We start from the raw sequence: 19,475 nt of genomic DNA, 5'->3' as shown, positions 1-19,475 counted from the left end.
AGATACTATGAGTAAAGATTACGACGTCGCCGTCGTCGGCGGCGGACTGCTCGGCTCCGCCATCGCCTGGGGTCTCGGCCGGCTCGGCCAGCGCGTCGCCGTGCTCGACGAAGGCGACATCGCCAAACGCGCCTCGCGCGCCAATTTCGCGCTGGTCTGGGTGCAGAGCAAGGGGCTGGGCATGCCGGCCTATACCGGCTGGACCGTGCGCGGCTCGCAGGCCTGGCCGACACTTGCGGCCGAGCTGAAGCAGCAGACCGGACTGGACGTGGTGTTGCAGCAGAACGGCGGCTTCCATCTGACGCTGGGCGATGCCGAATACGAGCAGCGCAGTCAGCTCGTGGCACGCATGCACAACCAGGCCAGCGCGGCCGACTACCGGATGGAGATGCTGCCTGCCGCCGAGGTCAAGAAGATGCTGCCCTTGATCGGTCCAGAGGTCTCCGGCGGCAGCTTCTGTCCGTTCGACGGCCATGTGAATTCGCTGCGCACCTTCCGCGCTTTCCACACCGGCATGAAACAGTTCGGTGTCGACTATCTTCCGGAACGGCCGGTCTCATCGATCGCGCGCGATGGTGGCGAGTTCTGCCTGGCGACCGCGCAAGGCGAGCTGCGTGCGGCCAAGGTCGTGCTCGCCGCCGGCAACGCCAACCAGACGCTGGCGCCGATGGTCGGGCTGTCCGCGCCGATGGGACCGACGCGCGGCCAGATCATCGTGACCGAGCGGACCATGCCGTTCCTGCCGCATGCGCTGACGACGATTCGCCAGACCGACGAGGGCACGGTGATGATCGGCGACAGCAAGGAGGACGAACTAGACGATCGCGTGCAGAACCATCCGATCAATGCTGTGATGGCCGATCGCGCCCAGCGCATGTTTCCGCATCTGTCGCGGCTCAACGTGGTGCGCAGCTGGTCCGGCCTGCGCGTGATGCCGAAGGATGGCTTCCCGATCTACGACCAGTCGGAGACGCATCCCGGCGCCTTCGTCGCCTGCTGCCATTCCGGTGTGACCTTGGCCGCGAACCATGCCTTCGACATCGCGCGGATGGTTCAGCGTGGCGCGCTCGAGCCGGAGCTCGTCGAGCCGTTCTCGGCGCGGCGCTTCTCGGGCGACACCGCAGCGACCGGCAGCGGCTATTACTGACATCGATACGGCCGCGCGCGGCCAGGAGAATTGAGAATGTTCAAACGAACCGATGCTGACGGCAGGCCACCCGTGACGATCTATGTCGAAGGCGCGGCTGTGGAGGCGCGTGAAGGCGACAGCGTCTCCGCTGCGCTGCTTGCCTCGGGCCTTGATGCCCGCCGCGCCACTGCCGTCAGCGGCGCGAAGCGCCTGCCATATTGCATGATGGGCGTGTGCTTCGACTGTCTCGTCACCATCGACGGCGTCGGCAATCGCCAGGGCTGCCTCGTCCAGGTCGCGGAGGGGATGAAGATAGAGATCCAGAAGGGCAAGCGGGAGATCGGCCGATGAGCACGCCGAAACGGGATCAATACGACGTCGTCGTGATCGGTGCAGGCCCCGCGGGACTTGCCGCCACCGCAAGCGCGGCCGGTGCGGGCCTGTCGACGTTGCTGCTCGACGAGAATGCCGGCCCCGGCGGCCAGGTCTGGCGCGCGATCGGTTCGACGCCGGTGAAGCGCGAGGCCGTGCTCGGCAGCGACTACTGGTCGGGGGCCGAGATCGCGAAGGCCGCGCGTGACAGCGGTGCCGAGATCATCCATCGCGCCACCGTGTGGAGCCTCGATCGCAATCTCGAGCTCGGCGTTTCCGTCGGCGGCGGCTCGGCCTTCATCAAGGCCAAGCGCGTGATCATCGCGACCGGCGCGCTGGAGCGGCCGTTTCCGATTCCCGGCTGGACATTGCCGGGAGTGATGACGGCGGGCGCGGCGCAGACCATGCTGAAATCCTCTGGCCTGGTGCCGGACGGACGCACGATCATTGCGGGGCAGGGCCCGCTGCTATGGCTGCTCGCCGCGCAGATCCTGCGCCTCGGCGGCCGCATCGATCGCGTGCTCGATACCACGCCGCGCGCCAACTACCTGGCCGCGCTGCCGCACGCCTTTGCCTTCATGACCTCGCCCTATTTCCTGAAGGGCCTGGCGATGATGCGCGAGGTGCGTGCGAAGGTGCCGGTGGTCAAAGGCGTTACCGAGTTTGCCGCCGCCGGCGATGGCAAGCTCGCGACCGTCAGCTATGTCGCTGGCGGCAAGCGCGAGACCATTCCGGCGGATCTCCTGCTGTTGCATCAGGGCGTGGTGCCCAATGTCAATCTGGCGATGGCCGCCGGTGTCGAGCATCGCTGGAACGAGCTGCAACTCTGCTGGTCGCCGGTGCTGGATCAGGACTGCAACAGCTCCGTTCCCGGCATCGCCATCGCCGGTGATGGCGCCGGCATCGGCGGTGCGCAAGCGGCGGTGTGGCGGGGGCGGATCGCGGCCCATGCTGCCGTTGTGGCGCTGGCGCCGCAGGCCGCAGCGAAGATGGCAGGGGTCGCCGATCTGCGCGCCGAGCGTGCGCGCGCTGAACGCGGGCGTAGGTTCCTCGACATCCTGTTTCAACCTGCCAAGCAGTTTCGCATTCCAAAGGGCGACACCATCGTGTGCCGCTGCGAGGAGGTCACCGCGCAGGATGTTCTGGACTCCGTGGCCATCGGTGCCACAGGGCCGAACCAGCTCAAGGCCTATCGCCGCACTGGCATGGGGCCGTGCCAGGGCCGGCTCTGTGGCCTCACCGTCACCGAGCTGATGGCAGAGGCGCGCGGCAAGACACCGCAGGAGATCGGCTACTACCGCCTGCGCGCGCCGGTGAAGCCGATCATGCTCTCGGAGCTTGCCGCTTTGCCAAAGAACGAACAGGCGACCAAGGCCGTGGTGCGCGGATGATCGTCAGGAAGGATGCCATCATCGTCGGTGGCGGCATCCATGGCTGCTCCACCGCGCTGCATCTCTGTCTCGCCGGATTGAAGCCGGTGCTGATCGAGAAGGACTATGCCGGCCGTCATGCCTCCGGCGTCAATGCCGGCGGCGTGCGCCAGCTCGCGCGCGATGTCGCGGAGATCCCACTGTCGATCCGCTCGATGGGAATTTGGGAAAGCATCGCCGATCTCGTCGACGATGATTGCGGCTTCGAGAGCCACGGCCAGGTGTTGGTCGCCGAGAACGAGACCGAGCTGGCCGCGTGTCGCGCGCGCGTCGCCGACCTGAATGCGCGTGGCTTCATCCATGAGGAATTGATCGACGGCACCGAGCTGCGCCGGCTGGTGCCGGCGGTTGCCGAGAGCTGTCCGGGCGGGGTGGTGTCGCGGCGCGACGGCGCGGCGCAGCCGGCGCGGACGACGACCGCGTTCCGCCGCAAGGCCGAGCAGCTTGGCGCAATCGTTCATGAAGGCGTGCCGGCGACCAATATCCGCAAGGATGGCAAGCTCTGGCGCGTCGAAGTTGGGACCGAGAGCTATGCCGCGCCGGTGCTGGTCAACGCCGCCGGCGCCTGGGCCGGCCGTATCGCAGCCGCACTCGGCGAGCCGGTGCCGGTCGAGACCATCGCGCCGATGTTGATGATCACCTCACCCGTCGCCCATTTCATCGATCCCGTCGTGATCCTGCGCGGCCGCAAGCTCTCCTTCAAGCAGTTCAAGAACGGCACGGTGCTGATCGGCGGCGGCCATCTCGCCACGCCCTATCAGGACCGCAACGCGACCGTGCTCGACTGGCGCAAACTGTCCGAGAGCGCGCGCACCGTCGCCGAGCTGTTCGCGGTGATGCGCAACGCCACCATCGTGCGCGCCTGGGCCGGGATCGAGGCACGGATGCGCGACGATATCCCGGTGTTTGGCCCGAGCGCCGTTCACGAAGGCCTCTATCACCAGTTCGGCTTCTCGGCCCATGGCTTTCAGCTCGGCCCGGGTGCCGGCGCCGTCATGGCGGAGCTGATCGTCCATGGCGGCACGCAAACCCGCATCGGCGATCTCAGCATCGCGCGGTTCCGCAACTCTAGCCCTTCAACAACAGCATGAGGACATCATGACCATCACCCGCAAGATCCGCTCGGCCATCCATCATCGCATCGTCGAGGCCAACGGCTTCGTGTTCATCGGCGGCACCATCGCCGACGACACCTCCGTGTCGATGGGCGAGCAGACCCGCAACATTCTCGGCAAGATCGATGGCTTCCTCAAGGAGGCGGGCACCGACAAGTCGCGCGTGGTTAGCGGCCAGATCTTCGTTACCGACCTGTCGAAGAAGAAGGAGATGGACGCGGCCTGGACCGAGTTCTTCGGCGACGACCTGCCGACCCGCGCCACCGTCGGCGTCGCCGATCTCGGCGGCGGCGCGCTGATCGAGATCGTGGTCACGGCGCTGAAGGGCTGAAAGGCCCTCGGAAGCCGGGACGACCGCCACGCACGAAGCTGAAAAACAAGGGAGCGGATGGCGTTCGCGCCATCCGCTCCGACGATGCTTGCTATCCGGCTTGCGACCGGGATTTAGTCGCGCTCATAGTTGCCCAGCAGCTCCCGAATCTGATCCTCGACATGATCGCGGATGGAGTCGTAGTCATAATCACGGTCGCGGTTGCGATCGCAATCGACCTCGATCGGCTGGGCGGTCGCCGAGCGCAGCTTGCCGTGGATGTGACGGCTCTCCGTCGGCAGGTCGAGCGTCGCGCTGTCGCCGGCCGCGATGCGGCCCAGCGTCACGACCAGCTCGTCGCCGATCACGTTGTGGGTGTCGTCGATGGGACCGGAATAGGAGCCGGCTTCCAGCACGAGCTGCGCGCCGTTCAGCGCATATTGCGAACGGTTCTTCACCTTCAGCTTCAGCCCGCTGTTCTGGTAGACCAGCCGCACCGTGACCTTGTCGTCGAGATCAGGTTTTTCGATCGTCCATTTGTCGAGCAGAACGGACGGGCCGTCCTGGCTCGGCGTGACGACCTTGCCGGTCGCGGGATCCACCACGGTGTCCGGCACCGGATCCTTGACCGGATTGCCGTAATAATCGCGACCGTAAGGGGCCGGCAGCGCCGTGCTCGCCGAGGAGGTCGCAAGCAGCGGCTCGCTGATCTGATAGTGCGTCAGCCTGTTGCCGTCGACCACGACATGGCCGAACGAGAACACCTTGGCCTTGAAGTTGACCGTGATCTTCGCTCCCTTGCCGGCGCCGGCGATGAACGGCGACATCTCGGCGTTGGTCAGGTGGGTGTCGAGCCAGGAGGCCTGGCCCTGCGGGTAGCTGTTGCCGTCGCCCAGCACGACACTGCCGGTCGCGGAATCTTCCTGGTCCAGCCCGCGGCCGGAGCCGCGCGGGCTATCCTCGTCGCCGTCGAAGTCGCGGTTGCCGCCGGCGCCCTCGACCACGTGAAGCACGCCATCCGGCACGCGCCTCTTCACGCCGTCGAACACGGTGTCGACGGAGACCGCCTCCGGCCCGGTTGACGTCGGCACCGCCGCGACGGTCGCGCCGGCGCGCAGCGGACGTGTGCGCTGATAGTTGTGCTCATGGCCGTTGAACACGACGTTGACGGCGTGATCCTCGAGCAGCTTGGTGATCTGGCGCATCTGGTTGTTGCGGAGCGTCGCATGACCGGAGGAGAACGCCGGATGGTGGTAGACCACGATCTTCCAGGTCTTGTCGGAGGAGTCCAGGTCCTTGATCAGCCAGTCACGCAGGATCTTCGGGTAGGCCGGGAATGCCGACGGCGCCTTGGCGTAGATTGCGGCGTAATCGACCAGGGCATTGAAGAGATGCGGGTTGGAATCCAGGAAGACGAAATGGGCATTGCCATAGTCGAACGAGAAATTGCCCATGTGGTCGATCTGGCGTTTCATGCCCTGACCGGTGTCGACCGCGGTCGAGGCACGGAAAGCTTCCGCTGCCGCCGGCGATGAGTAGTTGGTGCCGTTATAGGCGAACTTGAAGCCGGTCATGTCCGAGGCGTTGGTGTCGCCGTTCAGCACATAGGCAGGATCGACACCGGTCGGACCGTTCAGCGGGAAATAATAGAGATTGTAGTAGGCGAGCGCGTCGCCGCCGCCGGTCTGGCCCTGATAGCGTGCTGCGCTCGTGGTCGTCGCGAGCAGGTTGACGTAATCGCCGCTGCCGCCGATGTCGTGGTTACCGGCGACGATATAGTTCTGCATCGAGCGGATGAACGGCGCGCCCCGGTCGACGCTATCGACGTCGCTGTTCCAGACCGGCATCCAGTAGTCGCGGTAGCTCTGCTCCGAGCCGGTGTTGTAGACGTTGTCGCCGGTGTTGAGCGCGAACTCGCCGGCCGGTCGGGCCGGCTCGCCCGGCAGCGCGATCTTGCCCGAATTGTACATCAGGTGGACGATGCGGGCGAAATAGTCGGTGAGCATGCTCGAGTTGGCCTGGGCCGGGAAGAAGCCTTCGTCGCCCATCACCGTGAAGGAGAACTTGTTGCCGGTCTTGCGGGTCTGGAATTGCGCCTGGAAGCCGCCGGCGGGCAGGCCGGGGCCGGTGACACGGTAGGTGTAGGTGGTGTTCGGCTTCAGATTGCGCAGCACGGCGGTGTAGTTGGAGTGTGCGCCATAGGCGCCGGGCGGCACCGGCAGCGCCCGGTCGGCGGCGAGGTAATTGTCGACGACGCGCGCCTGAGGCTGCACGGCCGCGAACTGCTGCGGCGCGGCGGCGAACTCGACCTTGTAGGCCGACGGGTTCGGCGCGGTCTCGTCGGTCTGCCAGGCGATGACCACCTGGTCGCGGTTGCCGAGCGGGCCGAGATCGCCGGGCTGGATGTAGGGGGCGTAGGTGACCGTGGTCGCGAGCGCAGGAGACGCGAAGGCGAGCGCGACGAGCGAGATGGACGCAAGCGCAAGGCGCCGGCGTGAACCGAGAGCGGGCATCGATAACTCCTGAGGAGCGAAAACGGGAATCGGATGATGAGAATGCGCGAGAAATCGCGGGCGTGCTCTAGGGGCTCGGCGTCACCGGCCGATGACGACCTTACGAAAAGTTCATTAACTGCGGATGGCCGTTTAATGATGGATTCGTTACGCGCAGATGTTCGACAATTGGCGGTTGACGACGCGCCGGCCCGCTTCCTGCTTGTCTGATAACGGGTTGCAGGCGAGCTGCGGCGACCGCTGCCTGTTCGCAGATCGCAACCTTAGGCTGGCGCGGTTCGAGCGGAGGCGCTCGACCTTCTCTTCGACGAGAAGCCTATCGACGGCCGCGCAGTGCGCGCGGCGATACGCCGTAGGCCGACTTGATGGCGTGGGACAGGCTGGAGCTGTCGGGAAAGCCGTTGCGGAGCGCGATCGTGGTGAGCGGCGTTGCTCCGGACGGATCGTTCTCGATCTCCTGTCTCGCCTGCGCGAGCCGGACCATGCGGATGAACGCGGCGGGCGTCACTCCGTTGTCGGCGAAGCGATTATACAGCGAGCGGCGGGACAGGCCGAGGTCATGCGCCAGCCGCTCCGGTGTATAGCGGGGGTCGGCGATGTTCTGCCGGATCAGCTCGCGAGCCCGATACAGGCTCGGGGCGACCGGGTCCGACGCCGGCTTCACGATGCCGCGATTGGCGGAGCGGGTGACCAGCTCGAACAAGGACTGCACCGCGAGTTCGCTGGTGCTGTCGTGATTGGTCTGGCGCAACAGGGCCATGAAGCCGGCATGCGCCGCGGCTGCCGCGCTGCTGCAGCCGATGCGCAGCTCCTGCCCGCCGGCCTCGACGAGGTCGCGCCAGGCCGGATCGGCGCTGGGATGGAGTCTCAGCACCAGGCTTTCGTAATCGTCGCTGCCGGCCAGAAGACAATCCGAGGAATGGCGCGCCAGCAAGGCCTCGCCGGCCTTGATCGCAACCCTCCTGTCGCGGTCTTCAATGGCCATGCATCCGCTCAACAGCCAGACCAGCTTGATGCTCTCGCCGAATCCGAGCGCATCCGACTGCGCAGCCGATGTTTCGCCGGTCCATTTGCCCGAACGGATATAGGTGATCTGATGGGCGCCGATCCGGCTGTAGGCAATCTCGACGATCGAGCGCGGCGGCGCGTCGAACAATATGTTCGGAAAGGCTTCAGCGAGCATGTCACGAACCTGGTGACCGCCATGGGGCAGGGTCGTTACAGCCGGTGCCGTTCGATTTGACGGCGAGCAGACAGACCCGGCAGCAGAAATGCGGGCACGTTGTTCGAGCATAGGCGACCTGATTCACGCAGTCGATGACGGCATAGGTCCGAACCGTTGCCTCAGTTTTGATCAACCGACAAGCCAATTCCATGCGAGGCTGAGGTGCGTGGGCAGAAGGAACCCGACCGCGAAGGGGTGGCGCGGCGTCGAAAAATGCACGCCTCGACAATCCGCTGCACGAGATGACAAGCGGTCTTGCTGGCCCCGTGATCAATCCGCCGGAGTGCAACCTCGAAGAGGCGGCGATGATGTATCATGACCGGCGTTGCCTGCAGGATCTGCCGGACCGCGCTGCCGGGTGGGGGACTTCGGAAGCAGGGGCCGATTTGCTCGACGATGCCGTGATCGTGAGCGACGATGGAGATTTCCGTGATCGCGTCATCTCGTTTCTCGACGGCCGCGTCCGTAGCGTCTGGTCGGCACAGCGGTCGGACCAGCTGGCGTCACTGCTGAAGAGCCCGCTGCTTGGCTTTCTGCTGATCGATCTCTGGCCCGTCGTTGCGGACAGGGTGGACCAGCTCCGCTGGATCAGGTCGCAAGTCGCCATCCCCATCATCGCGACCGGGACCGAGCTCGATACCGCCGATCGCATTCTGGCGCTGAAGCTTGGTGCCGATGCCTGCTTTGCGAAGACCGGCGACTTACAGGAATTGTGGGCGATCGCGCGCGCCTTGTGCCGTCGCGAGTGCCTGGCGCGTCAGGCTCACGTTCCCGCCGGCGAACGCGGTGTCGATCGCTTCAACGGCTGGACGTTGAACCGCATGACGCGTGCGCTGATCGATCCCGAAGGCAAGGCGGTGAAACTCAATCGCGCCCAGCACGCGCTGCTTGCGGCGTTTCTGGCGGCGCCCGGACGAACCTTGACGCGGCTCCAGCTCTTGCAGGCGACGCGCCTGCGCGCGGACATTTCCGACCGGAGCATCGACGTTCAGGTTCTGCGGCTTCGGCGCATCCTTGAGCGAGCATCCTCCGCGGGGCCGATCATCGCGACGGAACGCGGCATCGGCTACCGGTTCGTCGCGTCCGTCCGGCGCGACGACGAGCTTCTGCAGGTGCCGCGCTGAGCCTGCATCCGCCAACGATGGCGTGAACTTCGGACAAAAGGTACGAGCGTAGCGCCGCAACACTACGCCTTGTTCGACAGGAAGCCTCGCAGGATCCAGTTGTAGCTTTCCGGCTGCTCCAGCATCGCCAGATGTCGCGCATGGGGCATGACCACCAGATGCGCATTCCTGATCCCACGTTGAAGCGTGAGATGGCAGTCGAGCGTCACCTCGTCCAATTCACCGGTGAGTACCAGGGTCGGGATGTCGATCGCGGCGAGCGCGCCCTCCCGGTTCCAATCCCGCAACGTGCCGGTCATGGTGAATTCGTTGGGGCCATTCATCGGCGCGTAGGTTTTCGAGGTCGAGATGTTCTCGATCGTCTTCGCAAAATGGGGAGAGGGCGGGGTGTCGTGATAGACATGCGCATCGAGAAAGGCCTGCACGATGTCTTGATATTCCAGCGTGTCGGTCTTGCCGGCCGCTTCGAGCTCACGGCGCCTGGCGTCGAGCCCGCCGGGCATGGCCGCGAGCAGCTGCGCGGCGCCATCCGCGAATTGGCGCGCCGAAGCGGATGTTCCTGCCAGCACCAGGGCATCGACCTTGGCTTGATTGCCGTGCCGAGCGAGATACTCCAGCGCCAGCCATCCACCCCAGGAATGCCCATAGAGAATGACGCGATCCAAGCCGAGATCGGCGCGCAACAGGTCGATCTCCTGCACGAAATGGTCGATGTGCCAGAGATCGGCCGCATCGGGCTTGTCCGAGCGGCCGCATCCCAGCTGGTCGTAGAAGATCACGGGACGCTGATCGGCGAGCCTCGCCAGTGGCTCCAGATAATTGTGTCCGGCGCCGGGGCCGCCGTGTAGCAACAGCAACGGGGTGCGCGAGGTGGAGCCTTCGATCTTCCACCAGATCTTGCCGCGGGCGGTCTGGGTGTAGCCCTCGCGCGAAGGCGCGATCACGCTCGCAGCCACGGCAGCCGCAAGCGGCAGGCCGGCCGCGCCCCAGAGAAGCTCGCGTCGCGTCATGGACATCACCGGCGGACCTCCGGATGTCGGATGCCATCCGCGGCCAAGGCGGCCGCAAATCGGCTTGAACTGCTGCGCATGGATGCCATGCCTTCTTCAGGTGTCGTTCGTCTTCAGGGTGTTGTGGCGGGTTACACCGAGGGACGTCGCCTCCATCACATCGTTTTTACTGGCCGAGGCGGTCGCCGCTGGCGAACTGGCTCGGCGCGCGTGACACGGCGCGACCTGATTTGATTCGATGCGAGGTGCAACTTAGTGCGCGTTTGGCCGCCTGCAACCCGGATCGAATTACGGCTGAAACATATCTCGCGCATTCCCGGCATGCTGATGTCTTGGAGCAACGGTCCGAAAGCTGCGCTCGGAAGGCGACGTGCGCGCGCCTCAGATGTCATGGCCGCACTTTACGCCGGCAACCGTTTTGTCGGGCGCTGAAATCTGGCGGTAGCCCATGCGATCCGGAAAGGCTGCTCCAGCACGATCGAGATCAGCCGATGATTCAGACGCCGCACGAGATCCCGATCCGCCAGCCCAAGGCCGCGCCGCACGACATGCCGTTCATGTATCACCTCGCCTCGACCTCCAGGAAGCTGTCGGCCCAAGCCGAGCGGCCCGTGTCGAACCGATAGCGCGCGCACTGCGAACGGAGAGGATTCCATGCACAGCCTGGTCAAGACCTTCCTGCTTGCTGCGTTGCTCAATGGCCGCGCCGCCCTGTCCCAGACCGTGACTCAGACCGTGGTGCCCGGTGCTGCCCCGTGACCTCCGTGACGATGTCGGCGACGTCGCGGCCGCATGTAGCTCCGCTGCCCGCGCCGATTGGCCACCGCCAGCCGAGCGTGAAGGACGTCGTCTACGACGAGTCCGGCATCGAAGCGATCGATAGGGAGAGTGCAGCGCTCGACCGCAAGCTCAGGATCTGCCGGGGATGCTGAGCGCAGCCCCGGCGGCTGTCCCGCCGGGGCAGTTCGGGTCTCACGGTCCGTATTGCGGGGCCGGCATCTCGTTGAAGTCGTGTCCGTCGGGGACGCAGGTGAAATTCGCCGCGATGCTGGTGCTGCCGCTGCCATTATATTTCGCGACCTTGGGATAGACGCAGAGCGGCCGCGTCATCTGTACGCCCGACGACGGCGTGTCGTTGACGAACTTCGTCGCAAGGATCGTCTCCGGCGCATCCGCGTGCTCGACCCAATTGACGAGCGGTGTCAGCGCGTCGAGCACGTTCGGTCCCGGGCCTCCCGAGCAGTGATACATGCCGGGGACCATGAACAGCCGCGCATAGCTCTGGGTCTCCTTGAGGGCAGGGTCGTCGTCCCCCAAATGCGCCGGCTGCGCGAAGGCACGGCCATTGCGCACCAGCGCATTGAAATAGTTGATGCTGGCTTGCGATGGCAGCAGTGGGTCGGCCCAGCCGTGATACATCAACAGCTTGCCGCCATGTTCGCGGAACTCGCTTAGATCCGTGCTGGTCGCGTTCAGGACGGGCGCGAGCTGCTCGTCCACTCTTCCGATGTCGTGGTGGAAGTCGAAATTGGCGAAATTGGTCGGGCTGGTCGGAATGCCGAAGCTCCCGCCATAGACCCAATAAAACAGGCCGTCGAAGGCCGGCTCCGGAAGCTGCTCGGCGAACACGAGCCCGAGCGCCAGAACGTTGTCGGTCTCGCTGCCGCGCGCAGGACCGGGATTGATGACCTCTCCGGTCACGGGATCGACGGCGCCGAGATAATAGTTGCGCATCGTCGTCACCTGGTCGGGCGTGAGGCAGGCGGGCGGCACCTCGCCGCCTTTACATTCCAGCACCTTGGGATCGAAGCGACAGTCGCGCGGATCGGTCAGGAACGCGTCCGTCTTGGCGCCGCCGTCCTGGCCGGCGCATTGCGCGAGCACGGCCTTGTTGATGACAGGCATCTGCGCCGGCAGCATGAAGCGCGTGGCGCTCGCATGCGTGTCCTGCCACACCGACAGCGCCCACATGTGGAGATGCGTCCGGTTGAATGCGGCGGCTCCGGCGACGATGCCATCGTAGTCATGCGGGAAGCGCTGCGCTTCCATCAGCGCATTCTGGCCGCCGGTCGAGCATCCCGCGAAATAGGCCTTGTTCGCAGCCCGCGGATAGAACGCCTTGACGATCTCTTTGCCCCTCACCGTCATCAGGTGGATCGCGCGGTAGCCGAAATCCTTGATCCGTTCCGGATGCCCGAACAGGCCGGTCGACGGGTTGGCCGGATCGCCGAACGCGATGGCGAGGGCGTTGCCCTTGTTGCCGTCGGAGCCGCAGAACAGCGGATTGCAGCCGGAGGAACCGGTGCCGAGATCGGTGTTGGCGACCGCGTAGCCGGTCTGGATGCTGGTGGCGAGCTCGGAATAGGTGATGACGCCCTGATAACCGCCGCCGCCGGTGCCGAGGAAGCGTCCGTTCCAATTGTTCTCCGGCAGCCAGACCTCGATCTTGATGTTGGAATCGGCGGTCGGCGTCAGCGTCGCGGTGACGCGGCAAAACGGCGGCAGTCCGGTGATCGGCGTGGAACCCGGCGGCGTGAACGTGCCGCCGGTGACATCGGTTGCCGAGGTGATCGTGGTGTGCATGAGGTTGAGCGTCTGCAGATTGGTGCAGGGCGAGGCAGCGGCGGGCGTAGCTATGATCGCGACTGAGGCGAATAGGCCCAGCGCCGCAGCGACGAGATCGGGTCGATGCATGGTCGTCCTCCCGGATTTCGTTATGGTTTTAAGGACGCAGGCTAGCTGCGTCGCATAACCGGCTGATGACGATCGGAGGTTGTGCGATGCGGCACGCTGCGCCGGCCACGCTTGCCGTCCCGCAGGGTCGAGGGGTAAACAATCACAACCGGTCAGCTCAGCAGCTGCCCGACAGGTCTTGGGCCTGCTGGTCATGATACGCATGATCGTATCGCGTCGCCGCCCGACCTCAGGAGAGCAGCATGAGCTACTACTTCGCCAAGACGGTCGATCTCCCATTTCAGCAGGCAGTCGATAAAGCGATCGCCGAACTCAAGGCGCGCGGATTTGGCGTGCTGACCCGGATCGATGTGCAAGCCACGCTGAAGGAGAAGATCGGTGCCGACTTGCGACCTTATGTCATTTTGGGCGCCTGCAATCCGAAGATGGCTTATCAGGCGCTGCAGGCCGAAAACAAGATCGGCACCATGCTTCCATGCAATCTCGTCGTGCAGGAGATCGATGGCAAGACCGAGGTCGCCGCCGTGGATCCGGTGGCGTCCATGCAGGCCATCCAGAACAATGCACTGGCAACGATCGCGGGTCATGTCGCCGGCGAGTTGAAGGCTGTGATCGAGGCGATCTAGCTTGCGGCCTGGTCGCTCGTTGCGAGACGGGCGGCCGCGCTGTTCAGCATGCAGCGACGTCGCGTCATCGCACGGTCAGTCGGGAATGCTCGACAATTAGTTCGCCGCGCTTCTCCATCTGCGCGAGCGTGCGATAGAGCGCCTCGTGGGTCAGTCCGAGTTCTGCCGCCCAGTCCTTCTTGGATTGTTTCAGGTCGATCGCACCTCGCTCGCCCTCGGTCTCGATGAAATGGAGGATGCGCTCCCTTGCCGTCTTGAGGCTTAATCGTTCCGAATGAGCGCGCACCCTGCGAAGCTCGCGCGCCAGATGGGCAATCCACCCGTCGCGGAACGCCTCGACGGATAGCGCCTTGCTGAAGGCCCCTCGCGGGATCGCCAGCACGGTCGAGGGCTCCGCGGCAATCGCGCCACAATGGTAGGCCGGCTGATCGATGCTGGCTTCGGCGAGAAAGCCGCGTCGCGTCCGCTGAAGGATGGTCTCTCCGCCGGAGCTTGATCGGCGGACAAGCCGCACATCTCCTGAAAGCACGAAGAACATGGCCTTGGGATGGTCGCCCTGGTTGAATACCGAAGCATGGCGCGGGATATCGAGCAATCGCGTCACCCGCCGGGCAGGTCCGGGCAGCGCAGCCAGCACGGGCGATCCGAGCGTCAGGGACTTCCAATCGAGGACTGGAGCCGCCCGGGTCTCGTTCGGGGTTTTCTCGATGGGCATATGATCGTGATCATATGCGAGGCGTCGTCTCGTTGCTATCCTTCAAGCCGTCCATCGGGAAAATTCGTCATGCGCGCTAGACTCGCTCTCCTGGTTTCGGGGACGCTGGTTCTGTCGGTCGGATATGCCGGCGCCCAGCATCAGATGCATCATGACCATATGCACCACGGCTCGTCCGAAGCCGACACGCGCGAGTTCGTCAGGTTTCCGCCGGAGCTGGTCGACCACACCACCGCGAACATGCGCGATCACCTCCTCGCGCTCCAGCAGATCAACGACGCGCTGGCCCGCAACGAGCCGGAGACGGCGGGAAAGATCGCCGAGGAGAGGCTGGGCATGAGTTCGTTGCGGCTGCATGGAGCCGCTGAGGTTGCGAAGTTTATGCCGCAAGGCATGCAGGATGCCGGAACAGCGATGCATAAGGCGGCCAGTCGCTTTGCCATCGAAGCGCAAAACGCCGCAGTGGCAGGCGACCTGAAGCCCGCCCTCGGAGCGCTCGGCGAGGTCATGGCCGCCTGTGTGAGCTGCCATGCCAGCTATCGCCTGAAATAGCGCAGTCCGCTATCGGCCGGGCGGCGGGCACGCGCTTGCAAGCGTTGGGTGCCGTTCTCGCACATAGATCAGACCGCGCGCCAGCGGATTGCCTCCGTCATACGTCTTGCGCAACCGCGGGCGCCACGATCGCATCGGCACACGCATTGTCACATCCTCGGCCGGCCACTATGAAAGTCATCCGAGCCAAAGCGGCACATGTTCTGCGTCGCGCCCCCCATCGAGAAGTCCGCCATGCACCTCTCCCACGATCCCGCCGCGCCCGCGGCGCCACAGATCTCCTTCGACCAGTTTCTCGCCGTCGATATCCGCGTCGGCACCATCGTGGCGGCCGAGCCGTTCCCGGAAGCCCGCAAGCCGGCCCTGAAGCTCTCGATCGATTTCGGCCCGGCCATCGGCATCAAGCGCTCGAGTGCGCAGATCACGCAGCATTATGACCCCGCGACGCTGATCGGCCGGCAGGTCGCGGGCGTCGTCAATTTTCCGCCGCGACAGATCGGCAAGTTCATGTCGGAGGTGCTGACCTTGGGCTTTCCGGACGAGCAGGGCCATGTGGTGCTGTTCGCGCCCGATCAGCGCGTCCCCAACGGCGCCCGCCTTTTCTGATCCTTCAACCGTAAGTCACAAAGATCGTGGATACTACTGTCGCTCGTGCTAACCTGCCGCTCTCCAGTGTCGGCTCACGCATGTCTCTAAGACAGTTGCACCTGCTGCAATCCCCGATGGGCGGCACCTTGGTGCCGGGCGGCGCGACGTTCCGCGTGTTCGCGCCGCACGCCAAGGCGGTCTATGTCTCCGGCGACTTCAACGATTGGGCCCAGGACGACAGCTGTCGCCTGGCGCCGATCGGCGCCGGCTTTTGGGCGATCTTCATTCCGGGCTTAAGGGACGGCGATGCCTATATGTACTTCATCGAGGGGACGGGTTCGGCTGGCTACAAGCGCGATCCGCATGCGCGTCTTCTCACCGTCGAGCCGCCGTTTCCGTACTGCCGTTCGGTGCTGCGCAATCCGTACGCTTTTCCCTGGCATGAGGTCGATTTCAAGCCGCCGGCCTTCAACGAACTCGTGATCTATCAGCTCCATGTCGGCACTTTCGACATGAAACCAGGCAATCCCGACGGCTGTTTTCTCGATGTGATCGAGCGGGTGCCGCATCTCGCTTCGCTCGGCGTCAACGCGATCGAGCTGTTGCCGATCCAGGAATTCCCGACCGCATTCAGCATGGGCTACAACGGGACCGACCTGTTCAGCCCGGAAACGGAATATGGCGAGGCCGACCCGGCCCACCTTGCGGGTTACCTCGCGCGCACCAACGACATCCTGGTGAAGGCGGGGCAGGCGCCTTACGAGAGCGCGGACGTGCTGCGCCATTGCGACGACCAGCTCCGCGCGCTGGTCGATGTCTGCCATGTGCACGGCATCGGCGTGCTGTTCGACGTGGTCTACAATCACGCCGGTGGCGGCTTCGACGAGAACAGCATCTGGTTCTTCGACCGCCAGCCTTACGGCAACGCCAACGACAGCCTGTATTTCACCGATCAAGGCTGGGCCGGCGGCCAGGTGTTCGCTTACTGGAATGCCGACATCCGGCAGTTCCTGGTCGACAATGCGCTGTCGCTCTATCGCGAATATCGCATCGACGGCCTGCGCTTCGACGAAGTCAGCGTGATGGACCGCTTTGGCGGCTGGGCCACTTGCCAGCAACTGACGGCGGCGCTGCGCGCCGAGAGGCCGGAGGCCATCCAGGTCGCGGAATACTGGCCGGTCAATCCCTGGGTGGTGAAGGACCATGCCGAGGGCGGCGCCGGCTTCGACGCAACCTGGAGCGATCGCTTGCGCGAGAGCGTGCGCGCGGCTGTTTACGCTGCGGCCGGGGGCGCGACCGCGCCGGTCGCGATGCAGGCGATTGCCGAAGCGATCGCCGACGACAGTCTTGGCAAACGGGCCCGCGCGGTGCATTCGATCGAGAACCACGACATCGTCTATGCCGGCCGTGAGCCGCGGATTGCGCGGCTTGCCGACGCGCTCTCGTCGCGCTCCTGGTATGCGCGCAGCCGCAGCCGCGTCGCCACGGGCCTGCTCCTGACCGCGCCGGGCATCCCGATGCTGTTCATGGGCCAGGAGCTCCTGGAGGAGAAACCGTGGAGCGACACGCCGCATCCCGACACCCAGATCGCCTGGGCGCGGCTCGACGGCGGCGATGAGACGACGCTGGATTTCCTGCGCTTCACCCGCGAACTGATCGGCCTTCGGCACAGCCTGAAGGCTTTGTCAGGTGGGGGCAGCGCGATCGTCCATGTGCATGATGGCAACCGCGTGCTCGCCTTCGAGCGCTGGGCGGAGGGCTCGGATGACGCGCTGATGGTGGTCGTGAGCCTGAACGAGACCGCGTGGACCGATTATGCGATCGGCTTCCCGGCCGGCGGCGCGTGGCACCTGGTGTTCTGCAGCGAGGATTATGAAGAGGGCGCCCATCCCGCGGAGAACCGCGAGGTGATGGCGGAAGGCCCGCCGATGCATGGCCGGCCCTGCTCGGCGCACCTGACGATTCCCGCCAATGGGCTGTTGGTGTTTGCGCGGGGGTGATGGCCCGTGGCCGTCCGTGGTTTGCCGCCGTCACACGATCAGGCGGCCCTGACGTTCGGCAAGCGTAATCGTGGCCTCGGTGCCGGAATTGAAGTCGAGCCGGTCGGCCTCGATGCCATCCGAGAAGATGACGCCGTTGTCCGGCATCAGCGAGCGCAGCCGCAAGCTCTCATCCGCGCCAAGGTTGCCGCAGACCAGGCGCGTTTGCGAACTCCGGCTCGGGAACGGCTCGCGCACGGCAAACCGCAGCTCGCGCGCGTCCCAAGGCAGGGCGTCATAATGGGCGCTCGCGGACGGAGCGCCAAAACTGCCGGCGATCGCCAGCGAACCGGTGACGATGCTCTTGAACCAGGCGGTCGAGCCGAGGCCGGTGGCGACGATCAGGCCGCTGGAGGATTGACGCTCGCGCTCGCCCCCGGTCGCGATCTCGTAAACGGCAGAGACATGCGAGCGCGCGCCGATGAAAAGGTCGTTGACGGCGTACAGCGTCTGGCCGTCGGAGAGACGCGCCTTCGCCATCGTCACTGCCTTCGCCGCGCGCTTGTCAGCCGCGACCTCCGGCAGCAGGGTAGGGAGGTCGTTGGGCTTGAACGGCAGCAAAATGCCGTCATAGCGGCTGGCGTCAGGGTTCAGTCCGATCAGCGGCTGGCCCTCGAGATATTTCATCGTGTTGGCGACGACGCCATCCTGGCCCAGCGCCACCACGATGTCATGGGGGCCGAAGAGAAAGTTGGGCAGGAAGCTGCGGTCGATGATCTGGTAGCGGCCCCATTGCTCCAGCGTCTGCACCGCACGGAGCCGTGCGGACCGATAGACCTCGTGCTCGCGTTCGTAGTCGGAGAAATCGGCGCCGAGATGCTCGACATAGAACTTCGCCTGCTCGGCGGTGAGGAACCTCGCGACGAGGTCCTCGAGCCGCGTCTTTCTGACGACCAGCACCACCTTGCGGTCATTGGCGGCGGACACGGGCGGCCTCCCGGTCGATCTGGGCGGGCTTGTCCATCAGCGCGTTCAGAAGCTCCGGCGAGACGTTCAATTGCCCGATCTTTTCGGCCTTTTCGGCAAGGCCAGAGAACGCCTGCGCGATCAGCTGCCCCGGCTGCATGCCGCTCGCAGCGAGCGCCTGGATGACCCGGGTGTCGACGCCCTCGAAGATCTTCATCAAGGCGCCGACCCGGTAGGCCTCGGCATCGGCGAGGGTGCGGGTGTTGGTGGCGTTGAGTTCGACGAAATCCCTGCGCCGGCCTTCCAACGCGATGTCGGCGACCATGCCGGCCTCGCGCAGCTCGTTCTGCTTGGCCGCGACGCTGGCCTCCGCATCCATCTGCGTCTCGCGGATCGCGCGCTTTTTCTGCTCGACTGCAATCTCGGTGTCGAGCTCGCTTTCGCGGATCGCGCGTTCCTGTTCGACGGCAAAATTGCGCCGGGCGAAGATCGCCTCGTCGGCGGTCTTCAGGATCGCCTCGCGCGCTTCGGCCTCCAGCGCCTTGGCGGTTTCGGGCGTCGGCTTCACCGCGCGCACGGAGACGCCGAGGATTTCCAGGCCGAGGGCCTCGACATCGGCGCGGCTCTTGAGGCCGTTTGCGATGGTATCGGCGATGTGGTCGGAGGCGCGCAACGCTTCTTTCAGCGTCATCTCCTTCACCGCCTGTTGCGCCAGCACCTCCACCGCACCGAGGATGCGCTGCGGCAGCTTCTCGGGATCGTCGGATTCATAGGTCTTGCCGTCCGCCCTGAGGGTGAAGTTCAGCATCGCGGCCGCCTTCCTCGGCTCGTTGATGCGGTAGGTGACATGGCCCTGCACGGTCAGGGTCTGAAAGTCGCGCGCGGTTTCCTGGAAGATGAAGGCGGCGTCGCGGCTGCCCACCGGGATCGCGACCAGCGAGGTGACCGGGCCGTAATAGAAGGTGGAGAGGCCGACGCCTTCCTGGGCCACCTGGCCGGCGCGGTATTTGAGCAGGTAAGTCGTGGGCTGGGCCTTGATGAAACGAATGCCGAACATGGCAAGCCTCCTATAAGTGCGTTACACCAACTAAGTAAGTTGGACAGTACAACTAAGCATGCTATTGTCA

19 protein-coding genes are annotated in these 19,475 nt (G+C 65.0%); 12 read left to right on the top strand and 7 right to left on the bottom strand.

Annotated elements, in window-relative coordinates:
* Positions 1-7 precede the first annotated feature (7 nt).
* Genes QX034_RS01515 through QX034_RS01495 form a run of 5 tightly spaced genes read left to right on the top strand, consistent with a single transcriptional unit; the run spans position 8 to position 4,377 of the window.
* Positions 8-1,147, top strand: coding sequence for an FAD-dependent oxidoreductase (locus tag QX034_RS01515; protein WP_315705593.1), 1,140 nt, complete (start codon positions 8-10; stop codon positions 1,145-1,147).
* Between the two features lie 36 nt (positions 1,148-1,183).
* Positions 1,184-1,480, top strand: a complete 297-nt coding sequence (locus QX034_RS01510) for a (2Fe-2S)-binding protein (protein WP_315705594.1) — start codon at positions 1,184-1,186, stop codon at positions 1,478-1,480.
* Complete coding sequence (locus tag QX034_RS01505) at positions 1,477-2,892, top strand: NAD(P)/FAD-dependent oxidoreductase (RefSeq protein WP_316190865.1); 1,416 nt, start codon at positions 1,477-1,479, stop codon at positions 2,890-2,892. The genes QX034_RS01510 and QX034_RS01505 overlap by 4 nt, the downstream gene beginning before the upstream one ends.
* Complete coding sequence (locus QX034_RS01500; protein WP_315729547.1) at positions 2,889-4,022, top strand: FAD-dependent oxidoreductase; 1,134 nt, start codon at positions 2,889-2,891, stop codon at positions 4,020-4,022. Before QX034_RS01505 ends, QX034_RS01500 begins: the two co-directional genes overlap by 4 nt.
* Before the next feature lie 7 nt (positions 4,023-4,029).
* Positions 4,030-4,377 carry a RidA family protein gene (locus tag QX034_RS01495; protein WP_315705597.1) on the top strand — a complete coding sequence of 116 codons (348 nt, stop codon included), beginning with the start codon at positions 4,030-4,032 and terminating at the stop codon, positions 4,375-4,377.
* A 113-nt stretch (positions 4,378-4,490) separates the two neighbouring features.
* Here the strand turns inward: QX034_RS01495 and QX034_RS01490 are convergent, their stop codons facing one another.
* Positions 4,491-6,869, bottom strand: coding sequence for a metallophosphoesterase family protein (locus QX034_RS01490; RefSeq protein WP_316194943.1), 2,379 nt, complete (start codon positions 6,867-6,869; stop codon positions 4,491-4,493).
* 316 nt (positions 6,870-7,185) lie between these two features.
* The gene (locus tag QX034_RS01485) at positions 7,186-8,052 is read right to left on the bottom strand and encodes an AraC family transcriptional regulator (RefSeq protein ID WP_315705599.1); all 867 of its coding nucleotides are present in this window, start codon (positions 8,050-8,052) and stop codon (positions 7,186-7,188) included.
* A gap of 284 nt (positions 8,053-8,336) precedes the next feature.
* Here QX034_RS01485 and QX034_RS01480 point away from each other — a divergent pair, with 284 nt between their 5' ends.
* Positions 8,337-9,218, top strand: a complete 882-nt coding sequence (locus tag QX034_RS01480; RefSeq protein ID WP_315729545.1) for a winged helix-turn-helix domain-containing protein — start codon at positions 8,337-8,339, stop codon at positions 9,216-9,218.
* 62 nt (positions 9,219-9,280) lie between these two features.
* Here the strand turns inward: QX034_RS01480 and QX034_RS01475 are convergent, their stop codons facing one another.
* On the bottom strand, positions 9,281-10,234 hold the full coding sequence (locus tag QX034_RS01475) for a proline iminopeptidase-family hydrolase (RefSeq protein WP_315729544.1): 954 nt from the start codon (positions 10,232-10,234) through the stop codon (positions 9,281-9,283).
* Between the two features lie 485 nt (positions 10,235-10,719).
* Between QX034_RS01475 and QX034_RS01470 the strand changes: the two genes are divergently transcribed.
* A complete protein-coding gene (locus QX034_RS01470) occupies positions 10,720-10,854 on the top strand; it encodes a hypothetical protein (RefSeq protein WP_315705602.1) in 135 nt (44 codons plus the stop codon).
* Between the two features lie 129 nt (positions 10,855-10,983).
* The gene (locus QX034_RS01465) at positions 10,984-11,160 is read left to right on the top strand and encodes a hypothetical protein (protein ID WP_315705603.1); all 177 of its coding nucleotides are present in this window, start codon (positions 10,984-10,986) and stop codon (positions 11,158-11,160) included.
* 40 nt (positions 11,161-11,200) lie between these two features.
* Here the strand turns inward: QX034_RS01465 and QX034_RS01460 are convergent, their stop codons facing one another.
* Positions 11,201-12,922, bottom strand: coding sequence for a tannase/feruloyl esterase family alpha/beta hydrolase (locus QX034_RS01460; protein ID WP_316194941.1), 1,722 nt, complete (start codon positions 12,920-12,922; stop codon positions 11,201-11,203).
* 242 nt (positions 12,923-13,164) lie between these two features.
* Between QX034_RS01460 and QX034_RS01455 the strand changes: the two genes are divergently transcribed.
* Positions 13,165-13,548 (top strand): DUF302 domain-containing protein, encoded by a 384-nt coding sequence (locus QX034_RS01455; RefSeq protein WP_315705605.1) that lies wholly within the window; start codon positions 13,165-13,167, stop codon positions 13,546-13,548.
* Positions 13,549-13,612: 64 nt separating this feature from the next.
* Here QX034_RS01455 and QX034_RS01450 read toward each other — a convergent pair whose 3' ends face one another.
* Positions 13,613-14,263 carry a Crp/Fnr family transcriptional regulator gene (locus QX034_RS01450; protein ID WP_315705606.1) on the bottom strand — a complete coding sequence of 217 codons (651 nt, stop codon included), beginning with the start codon at positions 14,261-14,263 and terminating at the stop codon, positions 13,613-13,615.
* Positions 14,264-14,422: 159 nt separating this feature from the next.
* On the opposite strand from QX034_RS01450, the gene QX034_RS01445 reads away from it, so the two are divergent.
* The 3 genes from QX034_RS01445 (at position 14,423) to QX034_RS01435 (ending at position 17,403) form a co-directional block, all read left to right on the top strand.
* Entirely contained in the window at positions 14,423-14,815 is a 393-nt protein-coding gene (locus QX034_RS01445; RefSeq protein WP_316194939.1) for a hypothetical protein, read from the top strand.
* 234 nt (positions 14,816-15,049) lie between these two features.
* On the top strand, positions 15,050-15,421 hold the full coding sequence (locus QX034_RS01440; RefSeq protein WP_315743266.1) for a tRNA-binding protein: 372 nt from the start codon (positions 15,050-15,052) through the stop codon (positions 15,419-15,421).
* 80 nt (positions 15,422-15,501) lie between these two features.
* Positions 15,502-17,403, top strand: coding sequence for an alpha amylase C-terminal domain-containing protein (locus tag QX034_RS01435; RefSeq protein WP_315768007.1), 1,902 nt, complete (start codon positions 15,502-15,504; stop codon positions 17,401-17,403).
* A 30-nt stretch (positions 17,404-17,433) separates the two neighbouring features.
* Here QX034_RS01435 and QX034_RS01430 read toward each other — a convergent pair whose 3' ends face one another.
* The gene (locus QX034_RS01430; protein WP_316194937.1) at positions 17,434-18,369 is read right to left on the bottom strand and encodes a sugar kinase; all 936 of its coding nucleotides are present in this window, start codon (positions 18,367-18,369) and stop codon (positions 17,434-17,436) included.
* Positions 18,353-19,405, bottom strand: a complete 1,053-nt coding sequence (locus QX034_RS01425; protein ID WP_315729540.1) for an SPFH domain-containing protein — start codon at positions 19,403-19,405, stop codon at positions 18,353-18,355. The genes QX034_RS01430 and QX034_RS01425 overlap by 17 nt, the downstream gene beginning before the upstream one ends.
* Positions 19,406-19,475: the final 70 nt, after the last annotated feature.

The organism is Bradyrhizobium sp. SZCCHNR3119 (assembly GCF_032487775.1).
Taxonomy (GTDB): domain Bacteria; phylum Pseudomonadota; class Alphaproteobacteria; order Rhizobiales; family Xanthobacteraceae; genus Bradyrhizobium.
This window is presented reverse-complemented; position numbering and strand designations above follow the sequence as displayed.

Coding starts and splice junctions, on each gene's coding strand:
- QX034_RS01515 (WP_315705593.1), top strand. CDS start 8: ATGAGTAAAGATTACGACGTCGCCGTCGTCGGCGGCGGACTGCTCGGC.
- QX034_RS01510 (WP_315705594.1), top strand. CDS start 1,184: ATGTTCAAACGAACCGATGCTGACGGCAGGCCACCCGTGACGATCTAT.
- QX034_RS01505 (WP_316190865.1), top strand. CDS start 1,477: ATGAGCACGCCGAAACGGGATCAATACGACGTCGTCGTGATCGGTGCA.
- QX034_RS01500 (WP_315729547.1), top strand. CDS start 2,889: ATGATCGTCAGGAAGGATGCCATCATCGTCGGTGGCGGCATCCATGGC.
- QX034_RS01495 (WP_315705597.1), top strand. CDS start 4,030: ATGACCATCACCCGCAAGATCCGCTCGGCCATCCATCATCGCATCGTC.
- QX034_RS01490 (WP_316194943.1), bottom strand. CDS start 6,869: ATGCCCGCTCTCGGTTCACGCCGGCGCCTTGCGCTTGCGTCCATCTCG.
- QX034_RS01485 (WP_315705599.1), bottom strand. CDS start 8,052: ATGCTCGCTGAAGCCTTTCCGAACATATTGTTCGACGCGCCGCCGCGC.
- QX034_RS01480 (WP_315729545.1), top strand. CDS start 8,337: ATGACAAGCGGTCTTGCTGGCCCCGTGATCAATCCGCCGGAGTGCAAC.
- QX034_RS01475 (WP_315729544.1), bottom strand. CDS start 10,234: ATGTCCATGACGCGACGCGAGCTTCTCTGGGGCGCGGCCGGCCTGCCG.
- QX034_RS01470 (WP_315705602.1), top strand. CDS start 10,720: ATGATTCAGACGCCGCACGAGATCCCGATCCGCCAGCCCAAGGCCGCG.
- QX034_RS01460 (WP_316194941.1), bottom strand. CDS start 12,922: ATGCATCGACCCGATCTCGTCGCTGCGGCGCTGGGCCTATTCGCCTCA.
- QX034_RS01455 (WP_315705605.1), top strand. CDS start 13,165: ATGAGCTACTACTTCGCCAAGACGGTCGATCTCCCATTTCAGCAGGCA.
- QX034_RS01450 (WP_315705606.1), bottom strand. CDS start 14,263: ATGCCCATCGAGAAAACCCCGAACGAGACCCGGGCGGCTCCAGTCCTC.
- QX034_RS01445 (WP_316194939.1), top strand. CDS start 14,423: ATGCACCACGGCTCGTCCGAAGCCGACACGCGCGAGTTCGTCAGGTTT.
- QX034_RS01440 (WP_315743266.1), top strand. CDS start 15,050: ATGCACCTCTCCCACGATCCCGCCGCGCCCGCGGCGCCACAGATCTCC.
- QX034_RS01435 (WP_315768007.1), top strand. CDS start 15,502: ATGTCTCTAAGACAGTTGCACCTGCTGCAATCCCCGATGGGCGGCACC.
- QX034_RS01425 (WP_315729540.1), bottom strand. CDS start 19,405: ATGTTCGGCATTCGTTTCATCAAGGCCCAGCCCACGACTTACCTGCTC.